At 70.1% G+C, this 17,252-nt stretch carries 16 protein-coding genes and 1 pseudogene; 2 read left to right on the top strand and 15 right to left on the bottom strand.

Going from position 1 to position 17,252, the window contains the following annotated elements; translation table 11 throughout:
• Positions 1-37 precede the first annotated feature (37 nt).
• Positions 38-496 (top strand): pyridoxamine 5'-phosphate oxidase family protein, encoded by a 459-nt coding sequence (locus tag ABZX12_RS05040; RefSeq protein ID WP_355689941.1) that lies wholly within the window; start codon positions 38-40, stop codon positions 494-496.
• 95 nt (positions 497-591) lie between these two features.
• Here ABZX12_RS05040 and ABZX12_RS05035 read toward each other — a convergent pair whose 3' ends face one another.
• From ABZX12_RS05035 to ABZX12_RS05010, 6 genes are all read right to left on the bottom strand, one after another.
• Positions 592-1,341: a DivIVA domain-containing protein gene (locus ABZX12_RS05035; RefSeq protein ID WP_355480080.1), complete on the bottom strand. Its 750-nt coding sequence runs from the start codon at positions 1,339-1,341 to the stop codon at positions 592-594.
• A gap of 135 nt (positions 1,342-1,476) precedes the next feature.
• On the bottom strand, positions 1,477-1,782 hold the full coding sequence (locus tag ABZX12_RS05030) for a YggT family protein (protein WP_130379857.1): 306 nt from the start codon (positions 1,780-1,782) through the stop codon (positions 1,477-1,479).
• A 38-nt stretch (positions 1,783-1,820) separates the two neighbouring features.
• Positions 1,821-2,384, bottom strand: a complete 564-nt coding sequence (gene sepF / locus ABZX12_RS05025; RefSeq protein WP_355689939.1) for a cell division protein SepF — start codon at positions 2,382-2,384, stop codon at positions 1,821-1,823.
• A gap of 81 nt (positions 2,385-2,465) precedes the next feature.
• Positions 2,466-3,179, bottom strand: coding sequence for a YggS family pyridoxal phosphate-dependent enzyme (locus ABZX12_RS05020; protein WP_355689938.1), 714 nt, complete (start codon positions 3,177-3,179; stop codon positions 2,466-2,468).
• Entirely contained in the window at positions 3,176-3,907 is a 732-nt protein-coding gene (gene pgeF, locus ABZX12_RS05015; protein WP_355689936.1) for a peptidoglycan editing factor PgeF, read from the bottom strand. Before pgeF ends, ABZX12_RS05020 begins: the two co-directional genes overlap by 4 nt.
• A gap of 9 nt (positions 3,908-3,916) precedes the next feature.
• Entirely contained in the window at positions 3,917-4,900 is a 984-nt protein-coding gene (locus tag ABZX12_RS05010) for a S41 family peptidase (protein ID WP_355689934.1), read from the bottom strand.
• A 57-nt stretch (positions 4,901-4,957) separates the two neighbouring features.
• Between ABZX12_RS05010 and ABZX12_RS05005 the strand changes: the two genes are divergently transcribed.
• Positions 4,958-5,476, top strand: coding sequence for an ArsR family transcriptional regulator (locus tag ABZX12_RS05005; protein WP_355689932.1), 519 nt, complete (start codon positions 4,958-4,960; stop codon positions 5,474-5,476).
• Between the two features lie 651 nt (positions 5,477-6,127).
• Here ABZX12_RS05005 and ftsZ read toward each other — a convergent pair.
• From ftsZ to ABZX12_RS04960, 9 genes and pseudogenes are all read right to left on the bottom strand, one after another.
• Positions 6,128-7,153 (bottom strand): annotated as a pseudogene (gene ftsZ / locus ABZX12_RS05000) (cell division protein FtsZ); the annotation flags it as partial.
• Positions 7,154-7,254: 101 nt separating this feature from the next.
• Positions 7,255-7,995, bottom strand: a complete 741-nt coding sequence (locus tag ABZX12_RS04995; protein ID WP_355689931.1) for an FtsQ-type POTRA domain-containing protein — start codon at positions 7,993-7,995, stop codon at positions 7,255-7,257.
• A gap of 18 nt (positions 7,996-8,013) precedes the next feature.
• Positions 8,014-9,474 (bottom strand): UDP-N-acetylmuramate--L-alanine ligase, encoded by a 1,461-nt coding sequence (gene murC, locus ABZX12_RS04990; RefSeq protein ID WP_355689929.1) that lies wholly within the window; start codon positions 9,472-9,474, stop codon positions 8,014-8,016.
• Positions 9,471-10,559, bottom strand: coding sequence for an undecaprenyldiphospho-muramoylpentapeptide beta-N-acetylglucosaminyltransferase (gene murG / locus ABZX12_RS04985; RefSeq protein ID WP_355689927.1), 1,089 nt, complete (start codon positions 10,557-10,559; stop codon positions 9,471-9,473). The genes murC and murG overlap by 4 nt, the downstream gene beginning before the upstream one ends.
• Positions 10,560-10,581: 22 nt before the next feature.
• Complete coding sequence (gene ftsW / locus ABZX12_RS04980; RefSeq protein WP_355689925.1) at positions 10,582-11,829, bottom strand: putative lipid II flippase FtsW; 1,248 nt, start codon at positions 11,827-11,829, stop codon at positions 10,582-10,584.
• Between the two features lie 4 nt (positions 11,830-11,833).
• Complete coding sequence (gene murD, locus ABZX12_RS04975; RefSeq protein ID WP_355689923.1) at positions 11,834-13,267, bottom strand: UDP-N-acetylmuramoyl-L-alanine--D-glutamate ligase; 1,434 nt, start codon at positions 13,265-13,267, stop codon at positions 11,834-11,836.
• Positions 13,264-14,325 carry a phospho-N-acetylmuramoyl-pentapeptide-transferase gene (mraY, locus tag ABZX12_RS04970; protein ID WP_355689922.1) on the bottom strand — a complete coding sequence of 354 codons (1,062 nt, stop codon included), beginning with the start codon at positions 14,323-14,325 and terminating at the stop codon, positions 13,264-13,266. Before mraY ends, murD begins: the two co-directional genes overlap by 4 nt.
• Positions 14,322-15,713 (bottom strand): UDP-N-acetylmuramoyl-tripeptide--D-alanyl-D-alanine ligase, encoded by a 1,392-nt coding sequence (murF, locus tag ABZX12_RS04965; protein ID WP_355689920.1) that lies wholly within the window; start codon positions 15,711-15,713, stop codon positions 14,322-14,324. Before murF ends, mraY begins: the two co-directional genes overlap by 4 nt.
• Positions 15,710-17,236, bottom strand: coding sequence for a UDP-N-acetylmuramoyl-L-alanyl-D-glutamate--2,6-diaminopimelate ligase (locus ABZX12_RS04960; protein ID WP_355689918.1), 1,527 nt, complete (start codon positions 17,234-17,236; stop codon positions 15,710-15,712). Before ABZX12_RS04960 ends, murF begins: the two co-directional genes overlap by 4 nt.
• Positions 17,237-17,252 lie beyond the last annotated feature (16 nt).

Here is a 17,252-nt window from a genome sequence, read left to right as displayed (position 1 = left end):
TATACAACCTTGGTTGTGTATGGGCTAATCTACAACCATGGTTGTGCAAAAGGAGTTCCTCGACAGAGCGCACCGAGTCGTGTGGTGCACGGTGGCGACGGTCGGCCCCGACAAGCGACCACGCAGCCGCATCCTGCACCCGATCTGGGAGCTGTCCGGCGACGAGCTCACCGGGTGGATCGTCACGCGGGCGACGCCGCTGAAGGCGCGGCATCTGGCCCACAGCCCGTACGTGAGCTGCAGCTACTGGGAGCCCGGTCATGAGGTTGCCGTCGCGGACTGCGCGGCGGAGTGGGTCACGGACACCGCGACCCGGCAACGAGTGTGGGAGCTGTACCGGGACGCTCCCCCACCACTCGGCTACGACTTCTGGAGTGTGTTCCCCGACGGTCCCTCCGGGGAATCACCCTCACTCCTGCGGCTGGCGCCGTACCGGCTGCGGCTTGCTGATGTCGAGACGCTCAGCGGCCGGAAGGTTGCTGCTGCCTGGCCCTGACTCCCTGTCATGACCGGGAGACCCTGTGTCAAAAGTGGCCAGACATGGCGAAGAGGCGGTGCCGCCGGAAAGCACCGCCTCTTCGATCAGGTCTGTCAGACGCCGTGACCGTGCGCCTGCGCACGCGCCTCCGGCCGGAAGCCGTTGCGCGGGCTGAGCGTGTCGTCGCCGTTGCCGAGCGCCTTCAGCTGCTCGGTGAAGTAGGTCTTCAGGCGGCTGCGGTACTCACGCTCGTAGGCGTGCAGGTCGTCGATCGTGCGCTCGAGCTGACCCTTCTGCTTCTCCAGGGTGCCGAGCATCTGCGCGCGGCGCTCGGCGATCTCGCCGTCGAGCTTCTCGGCGCGGGCGCGGGCCTCACCGGTCATCCGGTCGGCCTTGCCGCGGGCCTCGTTCTCCAGGCGCTCCGCCTTGGCGCGGGCCTCGCCGATGATCTTGTCGGCGGTGTCCTTCGCCTCCTGGACCAGGTCGTCGGAGTGCTTGGTGGCCATCTCCAGCAGCCGCACCGCGGAGCTGGAGGCGTCACCGACCGTGCCGGCCGCCGCGGCCGCGCCCGGAACCGCCACCGGCGGCTTGGGCTCCTCGGGCTTCTCGACCACGACCGGGGGCTTGGGCTGCTGCACGACGGGCGGCAGCGCGGCGGTCTGGTCGACCGGCCGCTGCTGGTCGGCACCGGCACGCTGAGCCGCCGCGAGCTTGGCCCGCAGCTCCTCGTTCTCGGCGAGAAGTCGCTCGAGCTCGGCCTCCACCTCGTCGAGGAAGGAGTCGACCTCTGTGACGTCGTAGCCCTCCCGTAGTCGGACGGGCGTGAATTGCTTCGAGCGGACGTCATCCGGCGTCAGCGGCATCTTTCACCTCGTTTGTCTGTGTCTTGGCGGAGTCCCCGTGGCCCTCGCCTTGGCGACTCAGTAGATCACGTTATCGCTTCGTTGTCTTATGACGGAATCCGGGCTCTACCTACCCGGTCTTCGCGGTCCTCACCCTCACAACGATCGAAGGGCCGTCGAGTTGATCGCCATCGCCACCGACACCATGACGAACAGCATCAGCATCGACAGGTCGATCCGGATACCGCCGGCCCCGATCGGGGGCAGGATCCGCCGCAGCGGCTTCAGGAACGGATCGGTGATCGAGTAGATCAGCTCGAAGAACAGCAGCAGCGGACCCTTGGGGTGCCACTGCGGAGCGAACATGACGATCAGGCTGAGTACGAACCGCGCCACCAGCACCAGGAAGAAGGCGAGCAGAACCCAGTAGAGAACGATGAGGACGAGCGCTAGAGCATCCATGTCGACAACGAGTGTAGAAGACGGCGGAAGCGCCGGCCTCAGCTCTGGTTGTAGAACCCGTCCGCAGCGATCTTTTCCTTCTCCTCCGCGGCCACCGTCACGTTGGGCGGGCAGACCAGGAACACCTTGGTGGTGATCCGCTCGATCGAGCCCCGGCAGCAGAAGATCAGGCCGGCCGCGAAGTCCACCAGCCGCTTGGCGTCGGCGTGGTCCATCTCGGTCAGGTTCATGATGACGGGCGTCCCGTCACGGAAGTGCTCACCGATGACGCGCGCTTCGTTGTAGCTGCGCGGGTGCACGGTGGTGATCCGGGCCAACTCGGTAACCTCCGGGGACGGCGCGACCCCGCGCCGGTCTGGGAACTTGCTGACCGTGGCGCCGCCCAGGTCCGTGCGGTCCTGGCGATCCTCGCGATGCTCACGCGGCTCGCGGCTCTCCCGGCCGGCGGGCGCCGGCTCGGCCTCGTGGGAGTCCCCGTCGACGGCTTCGTCGTACTCGTCGTCGTACTCGTCGTCGTACGTGTCGTCGTAGCGGGCGTTGTAACGCTCCCCGTCTTCGACCAAGCCGAGGTACACACCCATCTTGCGCAGCGCGCCGCTCATGGCCCTCCAGCACCTCGATCCGGTTCTACGGCAACTCGACGACAACAGTGAGCAGGAAGCAAAACCCGCTCGATGTCGACACTAACCCAGCGGAGTGCGCGTACCGAGTAATGCGCGCCCGAGCCGGACGTGTGTCGCACCGTGCTTGATCGCGGCCTCCAGATCGCCGGTCATCCCGGCCGAGATCCAGTCCGCTCCGGGGTGTTCGGAGCGTAGCCGCGACGCTACGTCGCGCAGCCCGGCGAAGGCTTCGTCCGGGTCCGCTCCGAGCGGGGCGACCGCCATCACTCCCCCGAGCTCGAGACCCTCCGCCGCCGCGATCCGCGCGGCCAGCGCGGCGACGACGGACGGCTCGACGCCGCCGCGGATCGCACCGGTCGCCGCGTCCGCGGAGCCGTACGCCGCGAGGCTCACCTGGATCAGGCAGCGCACCGTCTTCGCTTCCGCGACGGCTGCCTTCGACAGCGCGTCGACGAGCGAGTCCCTGTCGACCGAGTGCACGGCCGACGCGTAGCGCACGATCGAGCGGGACTTCTTGGACTGCAGCTGACCGACGAAGTGCCAGCGGAGGTCCGGGCAGTCCGGCGCCTTCGCCTTCAGCTCCTGCTCACGGTTCTCCCCGACGTCGGTCACCCCGAGGGCCGCGAGCGCCCGTACGTCGCTGATGGGGAAGGTTTTGGTGATCGCCACGAGGGTGACCTCGTCCCGGCTTCTCCCGGCCGCCTGACAGGCCTTCTCGATCCGCTCCTGCACCTGCTCCAGATTCGCCCGGAGCTCGTCGGCGCGAGTGCTCATCGCGTGACCAGCTTCCGGATCAGTCCCGCCATCCGCCCGCTCTCGGGACCTTCGCGGCGGTACGAGTACAGGTTCGGGGATTCGATCGTGCACGCGGTCGCGTCGATCACCTCGACGCCGAGCTCGGCGAGCTGCGCGCGCACGCCGGCGGCGACGTCGATCGCGGGCGTCCCCCAGGTCGTCTCGGAGTACGACGCCGGCACCCGCTCCGCGACCTCGGCGCGCATCTCCTCGGGAACCTCGTAGCAGTTGCCGCACGCGTACGGCCCGAGCACGGCGGTGATCCGCGACGCACCGAGATCCCGCATCGCGTCGACGGTCGCCGCGACGATGCCGACGTACATTCCCTTGCGGCCGGAATGCGCGGCGCCGATCACGCCGCCGCCGGACAGCAGCACCGGCAGACAGTCGGCGGCGCGAACCGCGAGGACGACGTCGGAGCGGGTGGTGACGAGCCCGTCGGCCCGCGGCATCGGCCGGATCGGCAGCTCGTCGTCCGGTCCGACGACATGCACGTCACGGCCGTGCACCTGGCTGACCCGCACGACGTTCTCCGCCGGCACGCCGAACTCCGCCGCGACCAGCCGGAAGTTGGCGGTCACGCCCTCGACGTCCGGACCCGAGGCGCTGCCCAGGTTCAGTTCGCCGTACGGCGGTTGGCTGGCGCCACCGAAACGATCGGTGAAGGCGACCCGGGCGGCGGAGAGTTCCTCGTCGTAGCCGAACACGACTGAAGATTACCCAGCCGCGACCGCCGGACTCAGCACCGTCCGCGCCTCGTCGGTCACACCGTTGCGCGTGCTGTCCGCCGGCAGCCCGATCACGTGCTCGGCCGCCCGCCGGTAGGCCTCGGTCAGGGCCAGCTCCGCGGGCACGTCGACGTCGGGCGTGATGCCGGTCCCTTCCCAGTTGGTCCCCGACACCGCGTTCACCGACCGCACCACCGGCACTGTCGCCTCGAGCTGCTCGTGCAGCTTGAATCCACGCCGAGCATGCGCGCCGCCGCCCGTCCGCTCACCGACGACGACCGCGCGCCCGAACTGCTGCAGGTTGTACGCCAGCTCCTCGCCGCCGGAGAAGGTCGCCGAGCTGGTGAGCACCCAGATCGGCTTGCTGCCCTCGTACCGCGGACCCGGCACGTACGGCGCGGTCCAGAACTGCCGGATCGTTCCGTCGGCCGGCGTCAGCAGATCCTGCAGATGGATCGGCTCGTCGGACGCGAGGAGATAGCTGCAGACGAAGGCGACCTGGTCGGGCGACCCGCCCACGCAGCGGCGCAGGTCGATCACCAGCGCGTCGGTCGACGCGAGCAGCGTCATCGCCGCCGTGATCACCGCAGCGGCGTGCTCGGGCGGATACAGCAACGGGCGGATCTCCAGCAGGCCGATATTGCCGTCCAGCCGCTCGACCCGGGCCATCCCGCCGGCGTCGAGCTCTGCTCTGCGGCGCCAGTGCGCTTCCTCCGCCACCGGATCCGTCTCGTCCGGCAGCCCGTCGCGGTGGTACTTGAGCCGCAGATGCTTGTCGTGGTTGCCGATCTGCAGGTCGGCGGTGACGCGCTGCGCGAGCTCCTCAGGCGCCCCGAACGCGTCGTAGCGCCCTTCGGCGGCCGCCGCGGCGAGCCGGTCCGCGATCTCGCGGCCGGTCTCGGGAAAGACGTAGTGCAGGGCGACCAACGCGCCCAGCCGGTCCAGCACTGCCCTGATCTCTTCGGTTCGCATGAGCAGGAGTGAAGCACGGGGTTTGACAAAGCGTCAAGATTTTTAGACGCTTTCGCCATGAGCGAGATCTCCGACCACCTGGAGGTGTCGACGGCCGCGCAGTTCAAGGCCCTCGGGCACCCTTTGCGGCACCGTCTGCTGTTCGCGCTCGGGCAGGAGGCGGCCACGATCAGCCAGCTCGCCGCGGCACTGGGCACGGCGAAGGGCAACGTCGCCCATCATCTGGGGGTGCTGCGTGACGCCGGGATGGTGCACGTCGCCGAGACCCGGCAGGTGCGCGGCGGGACCGAGCAGTACTACCGGCGTTCGGTGCGACGGTTCGACTTCGTCGGCGAAGGCGCCCGGGCGAGCCATGCGGTGTCGCTGCAGGCGGTCGCGGCCGAGCTCGAGACGGCCGATGACGTCCCCGCGTTCACCGTGCGAAACCTGCGGCTGACCGCCGAGCAGGCCGCGGAGCTCGGTGCGACGCTGGACCGGATGGTCGGTGAGCTCGAGGACGCCGGCGCGGGTGAGTCGCGGTACGGCGTCGTCGTGTCGGTGTACCGGCCGCGGCAGCCGTCGTCCGGCACAGCATGAGCGCTCACCGGCCGTCGTCGCGACGGCTGGTGAGCGCTCGGGTGGTGCGGCGTCCTACTTGAGGAAGTCCGGGATGTCGAGGTCTTCCTCGGGCTCGGGCTTCTTCGGCTTGGGGGTCGCGGCTCCGCTCGTGGAGTTGCTGGGGCCGTGCGTCGGCCAGGAGTGCTGGGTCGACGGCGAGGCCGGGGTGTGCGGGGCCGGCTGGGCGGACTGCTGACCGTTCTGCACGGGGCGGGCCGAGTTCGTCGTACCCACGCGCGGTTCCGTCGGGGCCGGGACCGGGATCGTTTCGTCTGCCGGGGCGGCCGACGGCGCCGGAGCCTGCTGCTGGCCCTGGGGGGCTGGTGACGCCGGTGAAGGCTGCGTCGGGGCCGCCTGGGAGGGCTGGCCTCCGACCGGCTGACCGGTCCCTGCCTGACCCGCGCCCGACTGGCCCGCGCCGGGCTGACCGGTGCCGAACTGGCTCCCGCCGGGCTGACCCGCAGTGGGCTGGCTCGTCGTGGGCTGGCCTGCTGGGGGCTGGTTGGTGGCCGGCGGCGGCGTGGTCGGCTGGCCCGCTTGCTGGCCCGGCTGCTGGGCCGGTGGGGTCGAGCCGCCGGACATCGGCACCGAGTAGGTCGGGCGGGTGGACTGCGGTCTGGCCTGGTTCATGGCCTGTTCGCGGCGCTTCGGCATCCCGCCGTCGAAGCCGGCCGCGATCACCGTGACCCGCACCTCGTCGCCGAGCGCGTCGTCGATGACCGCGCCGAAGATGATGTTCGCGTCCGAGTGCGCGGACTCCGACACCAGTTGCGCCGCCTCGTTGATCTCGAACAGACCCAGGTCCGAACCGCCCGCGATCGACAGCAGGACGCCGTGCGCGCCCTCGATACTTGCCTCCAGCAACGGTGACGAGATGGCCGCCTCGGCGGCCGCGACCGCGCGGTCCTCGCCGCGCGACGAGCCGATGCCCATCAGCGCCGAGCCGGCGTTCGACATGACCGCCTTGACGTCGGCGAAGTCCACGTTGATCAGACCGGGCGTGGTGATCAGGTCGGTGATGCCGGACACACCCTGCAGCAGCACCTGGTCGGCCTGCTTGAACGCGTCCAGCACGGACACGGCGCGGTCGGAGATGGTCAGCAGCCGGTCGTTCGGGATCACGATCAGCGTGTCCACCTCCTCGCGGAGGGTGCTGATGCCGTCCTCGGCCTGGGTGGCGCGGCGCTTGCCCTCGAACGAGAACGGCCGGGTCACCACACCGATGGTCAGCGCGCCGAGCGACCGGGCGATCCGCGCCACCACGGGCGCGCCGCCGGTGCCGGTGCCGCCGCCCTCGCCGGCGGTGACGAAGACCATGTCGGCGCCCTTCAGCGCCTCCTCGATCTCCTCCGCGTGGTCCTCCGCGGCCTTCTGCCCGATCGCCGGGTTCGCACCGGCGCCCAGGCCGCGGGTCTCCTCGCGGCCGATGTCGAGCTTGACGTCCGCGTCGCTCATCAGCAACGCCTGTGCGTCGGTGTTGATGGCGATGAACTCAACGCCCTTCAGACCGTGCTCGATCATCCGGTTGACGGCGTTCACGCCGCCTCCGCCGATGCCGACGACCTTGATGAGTGCCAGGTAGTTCTGCGGTGCCGCCACGTCCGCGCCTCTCGCCTCGTTGCTTTCCCGTTGTCCAGCGAAAAGACTGAACCTCAAGTGGATGCTTAGACTTATGTCAACTTTAGATTACGCCGCACGATACGGGACGCTTCGCGCCAAAATCCACGCGCCTCGCCGCGCGCCGCGGATGTGTCCCGTCACCGCTTTTCGCCTTTGGTGACAGGGAGATCGGGCGCCGAGACGTCGTACACCTTCGCCTGCCGCTTCATCAGCACGCTCAGTACCCCGGCCTTGCGCTCACTGTCATCGGAACTACCCCAAACGACCTTCACGCCGGAGCTGAGGTTGAGGGTGATCGAGTCCGGCGACGCTGCCGAGATCGTCCCCACCTGCGCCCGCAGCGTGTCCGGCAGCGCAGCCGAGACCGTCACCACCGAGTGGATCGTGACGTCGCGCCGCGCACCGGTCACCTTCGCCTCCGGCAGTCCGGCCGGCCGGTCCGGCACCGTCCGGTACGACGTACCGGTCGCGTCCACCAACTCGTACCGCGAGCCGTCGGTGACCACCACGACCGGAACCCGTTCGGTGACCACGATCACGATCTTGCGCGGCCACGCCCGAGTCACTTGCGCGTCCGCGACGGCCGGTACGGTGCGCACCCGCTCCGCGATCGACCGCAGGTCGACCTTCGCCAGCGGGGTCCCGATCGGCGCGGCCGCGACCTGCTCGATCGTTGCCACCGGCACCGTGTCGGCGCCGCTGATCCGGACCCCGGAGACCGCGAACGCAGTGGAGAAGTAGAACAGCCAGACGACCAGACCGGCCAGCACGACCAGTCCGCCGCCGACCGCCCACGGCAACCAGCTGCGCCACCGCACCAGCCGTTGCCGGCGCGCGAACCGCTGCTGTGCCCGAGCGAGATCGACGCTCTGGCTCATTCGACGTACCCCACGCTTTTACTTCACCACAGGCTCGGGGGTCTCCTGCGCAGACTCGCGGGTGGCAGCACGTTCGGCCAGCAAACCAACGACTTCCGGGCCGATCAGCGTCACGTCGCCCGCGCCCAGCGTGACCACCAGGTCGCCCGGCTCGGCGAGATCCGCGACCAGCTGCGGCACGGCGGACCAGGACGGCTCGAACCGCACCTGCTCGGGCTTCAGCGGCACGTGGTTGGCGATCAGCGCGCCGGTGACGCCGGGCTCCGGGTCCTCCCGGGCCGCGAACACGTCCATCACCACGACCTCGTCGGCCAGCGCCAGCGCGTCGGAGAACTGGGTCGCGAAGATCCGGGTCCGGCTGAACAGGTGCGGCTGGAAGCACGCGATCACACGCCCCTCCCCCGCCACCTGGCGCGCCGCGGTCAGGTCGACGGCCAGCTCGGTCGGATGGTGCGCGTAGGAGTCGAACACCCGGACGCCGTCCTCGAGCCCCTTGAACTCGAACCGTCGCCCGGTGCCGGTGAACGACGCCAGGCCCTCGGCCAGGTCGGCCGCGGAGAACCCGAGCCCGAGCCCGACGGTCAGCGCCGCCGACGCGTTCAGGGCGTTGTGCTTGCCCGCCTGCTGCAGCCGGACGACTGGCAGCTTGCGGCCGCGGTATACCGGCACGAACGACTGGGTCGCCCCGGTCGCGGTGATCTCGGTGACATGCAGGTCCGCGTCGTCGGCCTCGCCGTACGTCCGGACGTCGATCCCGCGGTCGCGCGCGTACGCCGCGAGTTGCCGCGCGCCCGCGTCGTCCTGGCAGATCACCATGAACCCGCCGGGCAGCACCCGGCCGCAGAACTCCTCGAAGGCCTGGCGGTAGCTGGCCTCGTCGCCGTAGTTGTCCAGGTGGTCCGGCTCGACCGACGTGACGATCGACACCTCGGGCGAGTAGGTCAGGAAGGACTTGTCCGACTCGTCCGCCTCGGCGACGAACAGGTCGCCGGTGCCGTCGTGCGCGTTCGACCCGGACTCGTTCAGGTTGCCGCCGATCGCGTACGACGGGTCGGCGGCGCAGTGCTGCAGCGCGACCGTGAGCATCGACGTGGTGGTGGTCTTGCCGTGCGTGCCGGCCACCGCCAGCGTCCGGCGGCCGACCATCACCGAGGCGAGCGCGGCGGCCCGCGGCAGGATCGGGATCCCAGCCGCGCGGGCGGCGACCACCTCGGGGTTGGTCTCGCGGATCGCGGTCGACACCACCACCGTGTCGGCGTCCTTCACGTGCTCGGCGGCGTGGCCGACCCAGCAGGTCGCGCCGAGCGCCCGGAGCGCGGCGAGCACCTTGCCGTCCTTGGCGTCCGACCCGGACACCTCGATCCCGCGGGAGGCCATGATCCGGGCGATGCCGGACATGCCGGCGCCGCCGATACCGACGAAGTGCACCCTGCCCAGCTTCTCGGCCGGTAACAGCGTGTCAGGAGCGGTGACGATCACGAAGCAGACCCCACCACATCGAGGATGATCCGCGCCAATCGGTCGTCGGCGTCGGTCCGGATGACACCGGTCGCAGCTGTGGACATGGCTGTCAGACGCTCGCGGTCGAGCAGAAGTTGCGGCACGTTCGCGCGCACCCAGTCCGCGGTCAGCTCGGCGTTGTCGATCAACACACCACCCCCTACGTCCACGACCGGCTTCGCGTTCAGCCGCTGCTCACCGTTACCGATCGGCAGCGGAACGTAGATCGCGGGCAGGCCGACACCGGACACCTCGGTGACAGTGTTCGCACCCGAGCGGCACACCACCAGATCCGCAGCGGCGTAGGCGAGGTCCATCCGGTCGACGTAGTTCAGCACGACGTACGGGTACCCGCCCGTCGGCGGCACCTTCAGGGTGTTCTTCGGCCCGATCGCGTGCAGCACCTGGATCCCGGCCGCGGCCAGGTCCGCGGCCGCGCCGGAGACGGCCTCGTTGATCCGCTGCGCGCCCTGCGAGCCGCCGGTCACGAACAGCGTCGGGGCGTCCGGGTCCAGGCCGAAGAAGCGCCGGGCCTCGGCGCGCAGCGCGGTCCGGTCCAGCGTCGAGATCGCCCGCCGGATCGGCAGGCCGACGTACTCGGCGTGCGGCAGGTCGCTGCCCGGGAACGACGTCTTCACGTGCTCGGTGCAGTACCGGGCGGCGAACTTGTTCGCGATCCCCGGGACGGCGTTGCCCTCGTGCACCACGATCGGCGTCTTCCGCCGCCAGGCGGCGACGTACGCCGGGGTGGACACGTAGCCGCCGAAGCCGACCAGGACGTCCGCCTTCGCCTCGTCCAGGATCCGGCGGGCGGCGCTCACCGAGGACAGCATCTTCCCGGGGACGGCGAACAGCGCCGGCGTCGGCTTGCGCGGCAGCGGCACCGGCGGGATCAGCTCCAGCCGGTACCCGGCCTCGGGGACCACGCGGGTCTCGAGGCCGCGCTCGGTCCCGAGGGCGAGGATCTCGACCGTCGGGTCGATCCGGCGCAGGGCGTCTGCGGTGGCGATCAGGGGTGAGGTGTGGCCGGCGCTACCGCCGCCGGCCAGAACGATGCTGGGCACAGCTTTCAACGCTCCCGCGGGTTCACTGGTACGACGTACGTCGCGAAGGCAACCAGCCGAAACGAGGCCGCCGGGTTTCTTTCAGGGCGGCCTGCGCGCCGGGCTCGGCCTTCGCGAAGGACAGCAGCATGCCGATCGCGATCAGCGTCGGCAGCAGTGCGGAACCACCGTACGACAAAAGCGGGAGCGGGATACCCACGATGGGTAGCAGTCCGATCACCGCGCCGAGGTTGACCAGCGTCTGCGCCATGATCCAGATGGTGATCCCGGCCGCCGCGTAGCGGACGAACGGCTCGGTGTTCCGGGTCGCGATCCGCACCCCGGCGTAGGCCAGGGTGAGGAACAGGGCGAGCACGGTGAGCGACCCGACCAGGCCGAGTTCCTCACCGATGACCGAGAAGATGAAGTCGGTGTGCGCCTCCGGCAGGTTGCCCCACTTCTGCCGGCTGTTGCCGATCCCGACGCCCCACCAGCCGCCGGTCGAGAGCGCGTAGAACGAGTGGTACGCCTGCCAGCCGACACCTGACGGGTCGGTGAACGGATCCATGAACGACGAGACCCGGTCCATCCGGTGCTTCGCGGTGATCACGAAGTACGACGCGATCGCGCCGACCACCAGGATTGTCACCACGAACAGCCGGGTCGGCGCGCCGACGATCCAGATCATGCCGATCATCACGGCCATCAGCACCAGCGCCGTACCGAGGTCGTGCTGCCCGACGACCAGCGCGATCACCAGACCGCAGACCGGCACCATCGGGACCAGCAGATGCTTCCACTGGGTGAGCAGCTTCTCCTTGCGGGCATAGAGGTCCGCACACCACATCACCATCGCGAGCTTGGCGAACTCGCTCGGCTGGATCTGCAGCGGGCCGCCGAGGTTCAGCCAGTTGGTGTTGCCGTTCACGCCGACGCCGAGACCCGGGATGTAGGTGAGCACCAGCAGGAACACGGAGCCGAGCAGCGCGACGTACGCGAGCATCCGGAAGTGCCGGGGCGTCATCCGCGAGGCGACGTACGCCATCGGGAGGCCGACGCCGACCCAGATCAGCTGCCGGACGAAGATCGTGTAGCTGTTCCCGTTCGCGCGCAGCGACAGCACGCTGGACGCCGACAGCACCATCATCAGGCCGAGCACCAGCAGCAGGCCGGTCGCCCCGAGCACGATGTGGTACGACGTCAGCGGGCGGTCGAGGATCTCCTTGATCGCCGCGATCCACGGGCGCTCGCTGTGCTTCTTCTGGTCCGGCTGATCCGCGATCGACGTCACGCGATCACCCCAGTCGGCGTACGGCTTCGGCGAAGGCGTCGCCGCGGGCTCCGTAGTTGGCGAACATGTCCCAGGACGCGCAGCCGGGCGCGAGCAGCACGGTGTCACCCACCTGTGCGAGCTTCGCCGCCTCCCCCACCACGATCTCCATGGCACCAGTGTCGGTTGACTCGACGACGATCCTCGGGACATCCGGTGCGTGTCGCTCGAGAGCTTGGGCGATCACGTCCTTGTCCTGCCCGAGCAGGACGACCGCCCGCAAACGCTTGCGCGCCGCGATCACCAGCTCGTCGAACGTCGCGCCCTTCGCCTGACCGCCGGCGATCCAGACCACGTGCTCGTAGGCCAGCAGTGACGCCTGCGCGGCGTGCGGGTTGGTGGCCTTGGAGTCGTCGACATAGTTGACCCCGGCAACGTCCGCGACGTGTGCGATCCGGTGCTTGTCGGGCCGGAAGCCGCGCAGCCCGTCGCGGATCGCGGTCGCCGGGACGCCGAACGCGCGGGCCAGCGCGGCGGCCGCCAGCGCGTTCGCGACGTTGTGCGGCGCGGGCGGCGTGACGTCGCTGATCGAGGCCAGCTCCAGCGCCGACGTCTTGCGCTGCTCCACGAACGCGCGGTCGACGAGCAGGTCGTCGACCAGGCCGAGCATCGACAGCCCCGGCGTACCGAGGGTGAAGCCGATCGCCCGGCAGCCCTCGATCACGTCGGCCTGTTCGACCAGGTGCTCGGTGGCCGGGTCCGCGACGTTGTACACGCACGCGACCTGGCAGTTCTCGTAGATCCGGCCCTTGTCCTGCGCGTACGCCTCGAGCGACCCGTGCCAGTCGACGTGGTCCGGCGCGATGTTCAGCACGGCGGCCGCGTGCGCCGACATCGAGTGCGTGTAGTGCAGCTGGTAGCTGGACAGCTCGACCGCGATCACGTCGTACGGCTCGGGGTCCATCACGGCCTCGAGCAGCGGCAGCCCGACGTTGCCCGCGGCAACTGCGCGGTGGCCGGCCGCCTCCAGCATCGCGGTCAGCATCTGCACGGTCGTGGTCTTGCCGTTGGTGCCGGTGATGCACAGCCACGGCGCCGCGTGCTCCGGGTCGCGCAGCCGCCAGGCCAGCTCGATCTCGCTCCAGATCGGCACCTCCCGCGCGGCCGCCTGCGCGAGCAGCGGTGCATGCGGCGGTACGCCGGGTGACGTGACGACGACGTCGACGTCTTTCGGCAGCTCGGCCGTGCTGCCCGGGCCGAGCGTGATCGTGGCGCCGAGCGTCTCCAGGATCTGCGCCTTCTCGCGCAGCGCCTCGGTGTCGCGGTCGTCGAGGACGACAAGGTGCTCGGCGCCGGCCTGGAGCAGCGAGTCGGCGCAGGCATAGCCCGCCGTACCGAAGCCGAGCACCACGAACCGGGTCGTCGCCCAGCCGTCGGAGGTACGGGTTTCCATACTCATCCGGTCACCCATTCCGCGTAGAAGATCCCGAGTCCGATCACCACGCACAGGCCCTGGATGATCCAGAACCGGATCACCACGTTCACCTGCTCCCAGCCGAGCATCTCGAAATGGTGGTGCAGCGGCGCCATCCGGAACAGCCGTTTCCCGTGCGTCAGTTTGAAGTAGCCGACCTGCAGGATGACCGACGCCGTGATGATCACGAACAGGCCACCCAGGAGCAGCACCAGCAGTTCGGTCCGGGTCATCACGGCCATCCCGGACAGCGCGCCACCGAGGGACAGCGAGCCGGTGTCACCCATGAAGATCTTCGCCGGCGAAGCGTTCCACCACAGGAAGCCGAAGAGCGCTCCGGTCAGGGACGCCGCGACCACCGCCAGGTCGTGCGGGTCGCGGACCTCGTAGCACCTCGTACCGGGGTTCGTGGCGCAACTCTGGTTGAACTGCCAGATGCAGATCAGCGTGTAGGCGCCGAACACCATCATCGACGCGCCAGTGGCCAGACCGTCCAAACCGTCGGCCAGGTTGACGCCGTTCGACATGCCGGCGATCAGCAGCAGAATCCAGATCACGACCAGGATCAGCGGCAGCTCGAGCCAGCCGATGTCCCGGATGAACGAGATGAACGGCGATGCCGGCCGCTGCCCGCGCTCGTCGGGGAACTGCAGCGCGAGCACCGCGAAGACCACCGCGATGGTCGTCTGGCCGGCCAGTTTGGCCTTGCTGCGCAGGCCGAGGCTGCGCTGCCGGAAGATCTTGATGAAGTCGTCGAGGAATCCGACAGCGCCCATGCCGGCGAACAGGAACAGCACCAGCAGGGCCGAGGCGCTGGGGGGCGTCATCGTGAACAGCTTGGCCGCGATGTACCCGATGATCGTCGCCAGGATGAACACCGTGCCGCCCATGGTCGGCGTGCCGCGCTTGACCTGGTGCGTGGTCGGGCCGTCGTCCCGGATCTCCTGGCCGTAACCGCGTTTGGCGAGCAGCGTGATCGCCCACCGGGTGCCGAGCAGCGTCAGCACCATCGCGACGGCGCCGCCGAACAGGATCGAGATCACTGCTGTTCCTCCAGCAGGGCGTCGGCGAGGCTGCGCAGTTTGGCGGCCTTCGAGGACTTCACCAGCACCACGTCACCGGCGCGCAACTCCTTGCGCAGCAACTCCAGCGCCTCGGGGATGGTCTCCACGAACGCGGACTCGTTGCCCCACGAGCCTTCCAGCGAGGCGCCGAGGTGGATCGGCTTCGCACCCTCGCCGACCACGACCAGCCGGTTCACGTCCAGCCGGACGGCCAGCCGGCCGATCGCGTCGTGCTCGTCGGCCGAGACATCGCCGAGCTCGAGCATCTCGCCGAGTACCGCCCAGGTCCGCGCGCCGCGGGACCGGCCGATGGCGGCCAGCGACTTCAGCGCCGCGCGGGTCGACTCCGGGTTCGCGTTGAAGGCGTCGTTGATGACGGTGACGCCGTCCGGCCGCTCGGTGAGCTCCATCCGCGCCGCGGACACCCGGGTGGCCGCGTTCAGGCCGCCGGCGATCTGCTCCGGCGTCAGACCGATCGCGACCCCGACCGCAGCTGCGGCGAGCGCGTTCGACACGTAGTGCTCGCCGATGAACCGCAACCCGACGTCCGCGCCGAAGTCGCCGATGTGCAGCGTGAACGCGGGCCGCCCCTCGCCGTCGATCGTGACGTCCGTGGCCCGGACGTCGGCCTCGGGCGCCTCGCCGAAGGTCAGCACCCGCTCGGTCGTCCGGCTCCGCATCGCGGCCACCCGGTGGTCGTCGGCGTTCAGGATCGCGATCCCGCCCGGCCGCACGGCCTCGATGATCTCGCCCTTGGCGAGCGCGATGTTGTCCTGCGACCCGAGCTTGCCGATGTGCGAGGTGCCCACGTTCAGCACCAGGCCGACCTGCGGCGGCGTGATCCCGGCCAGGTAGGTGATGTCGCCCAGGCTTCGGACACCCATCTCGGCGATCAGGTACTTGGTCGCGGCGGTCGCCTGCAGCGCGGTCAGCGGGTGCCCGATCTCGTTGTTGAACGAGCCCTCCGGCACCACGGTCTCGCCGTACGGGCTGATCAGCTGGCCGATCAGGTCCTTGGTGCTGGTCTTGCCCGAGGACCCGGTCAGCGCGATCACCGTCAGGCCGGGCAGCTTGCCGATCACGAACCGGGCCAGGTCGCCGAGCGCCCGCTGCGCGTCGTCGACGACGATGCAGGGGCAGCCCTCGACCGGCCGGGTGGTGAGCGAGACGGTGACGCCGGCCGCGGTCGCCGTACCGACGAAGTCGTGGCCGTCGACCCGCTCGCCGGGCAGGGCGACGAACAGTCCGCCCGGTCCGGCGGCCCGGGAGTCGATCACCACCGGGCCGTCCACGACGGCCGCGGGCTCGACACCCACGAGCTCGCCGCGGACGGCGTCGGCGATCTCGCCGCAACTGACAGGGATCACCGGTCTGCCTCCAGCAACTCACGCACGGTTTCGCGGTCGTCGAACGGGTGGATCACGCCGCCGACGTCCTGGCCTGTCTCATGACCCTTCCCGAGGACGACGACGGTGTCGCCCGGGCCGGCCAGCTCGATCGCGGACGCGATCGCCTGCCGGCGGTCACCGATCTCGCGCAGATCCACGTCCGGTACGGCGTCCCGCGCGCCGGCCAGCGCGGCGGCGCGGATCGCCGCCGGGTCCTCGCTGCGCGGGTTGTCGTCGGTGATGATCACCACTTCCGCCGCCCGGGCGGCCTCGGCGCCCATCGCGGGCCGCTTCCCCGGGTCCCGGTCGCCGCCGCAGCCCACGACCGCGAACAGCCGGCCCTTGGTCGCGCCGCGCGCGGCCCGCAGCGCCAGCGCGACCGCGTCCGGCGTGTGCGCGTAGTCCACGATCACCGCCAGACCGTCCGCCCGGGTGAAAGTCTCCATCCGGCCCGGTACGGACGCGGTCCGCAAGCCGGCCGCGATCGTCTCCGCCGGTACGTCGACCTGCCGCAGCATCGCGGTCGCGAGCAGCGCGTTGGCGACGTTGAAGTCACCGGGAAGGGCGATCTCGACCGTCAGCGTCTCCCCCGGCCCCTGGATGTCGATGACCGTCGTACTGTGCTCGGACCGGTGCAGGGCTGCCACGGTCCAGTCGGCCTCACCCTTCGTCGACACGGTGACGGTCGGTACGACGGTCTGCGCCGCCAGCCGGCGCCCGTACTCGTCGTCGATCGTCACCACGGCGACATCGCAGCGCTCCGGGGTGAACAGCGAGGCCTTCGCCTGGAAGTAGTCCTCGAAGGTCTTGTGGAAGTCCAGGTGGTCCTGCGTCAGGTTCAGGAACCCGGCGACCGCGTAGCGCGCGCCGTCGACGCGGCCCATCGCCAGCGCGTGGCTCGACACCTCCATCGAGCACCACGCCACGGACTGCTCCCGCATCACCGCGAACAGCGCCTGCAGGTCGGTGGCCTCCGGAGTGGTCCGGACGCTCTTCACGACCTCGTCGCCGATCCGCGTCTGGATCGTCCCGATCAGCGCCGTCGGGCCGAGCTCGCGCAGTACGGAATCCAGCAGGAAACTCGTGGTGGTCTTGCCGTTGGTGCCGGTCACGCCGAGCAGCCGGAGCTCACTGGTCGGCTCCCCGTAGACGCGCGACGCAACCGCGCCGAGCACGCTCCGCGGCGTGTCGACGACCAGCACCGGGAGCCCGGTCGCCGCGGCGCGGTCCGCTCCGGCCGGGTCGGTCAGTACCGCGACCGCACCAGCCTGCTGGGCCCTCGCGACGTACTCCGCGCCGTGCGTGACCGCGCCGGGCAGCGCGGCGTACAGGTCGCCGGGAAGGACGGAACGCGAGTCGAGGGAGATGCCGGTCACGGACACCTGCGGCGTTGCCGGCATCGCTGAGTGGGCGACGCTCGCGAGGTCGGCGAGACTCACCGGCACGACGTGCCGGGGCCTGATCGCTGCGACCGCGCCGCCGGCGGCGGTAGGGGTGGACACGGGCCCTGAGGCTACC

Origin of the sequence: Kribbella sp. NPDC003505, assembly GCF_040610875.1 — a bacterium.
GTDB lineage: Bacteria > Actinomycetota > Actinomycetes > Propionibacteriales > Kribbellaceae > Kribbella.
Note: the sequence above shows the minus strand (reverse complement) of the source record. Positions and strands in the feature narration are given on the sequence as shown.

What these genes read in the sequence shown, in the direction of transcription:
- ABZX12_RS05010 (WP_355689934.1), bottom strand. Translation starts at nt 4,900, where the DNA reads ATGCGAACCGAAGAGATCAGGGCAGTGCTGGACCGGCTGGGCGCGTTG.
- ABZX12_RS05030 (WP_130379857.1), bottom strand. Translation starts at nt 1,782, where the DNA reads ATGGATGCTCTAGCGCTCGTCCTCATCGTTCTCTACTGGGTTCTGCTC.
- ABZX12_RS05035 (WP_355480080.1), bottom strand. Translation starts at nt 1,341, where the DNA reads ATGCCGCTGACGCCGGATGACGTCCGCTCGAAGCAATTCACGCCCGTC.
- ABZX12_RS05040 (WP_355689941.1), top strand. Translation starts at nt 38, where the DNA reads ATGGTTGTGCAAAAGGAGTTCCTCGACAGAGCGCACCGAGTCGTGTGG.
- ABZX12_RS05005 (WP_355689932.1), top strand. Translation starts at nt 4,958, where the DNA reads ATGAGCGAGATCTCCGACCACCTGGAGGTGTCGACGGCCGCGCAGTTC.
- murD (WP_355689923.1), bottom strand. Translation starts at nt 13,267, where the DNA reads ATGAGTATGGAAACCCGTACCTCCGACGGCTGGGCGACGACCCGGTTC.
- ABZX12_RS04995 (WP_355689931.1), bottom strand. Translation starts at nt 7,995, where the DNA reads ATGAGCCAGAGCGTCGATCTCGCTCGGGCACAGCAGCGGTTCGCGCGC.
- sepF (WP_355689939.1), bottom strand. Translation starts at nt 2,384, where the DNA reads ATGAGCGGCGCGCTGCGCAAGATGGGTGTGTACCTCGGCTTGGTCGAA.
- ABZX12_RS05020 (WP_355689938.1), bottom strand. Translation starts at nt 3,179, where the DNA reads ATGAGCACTCGCGCCGACGAGCTCCGGGCGAATCTGGAGCAGGTGCAG.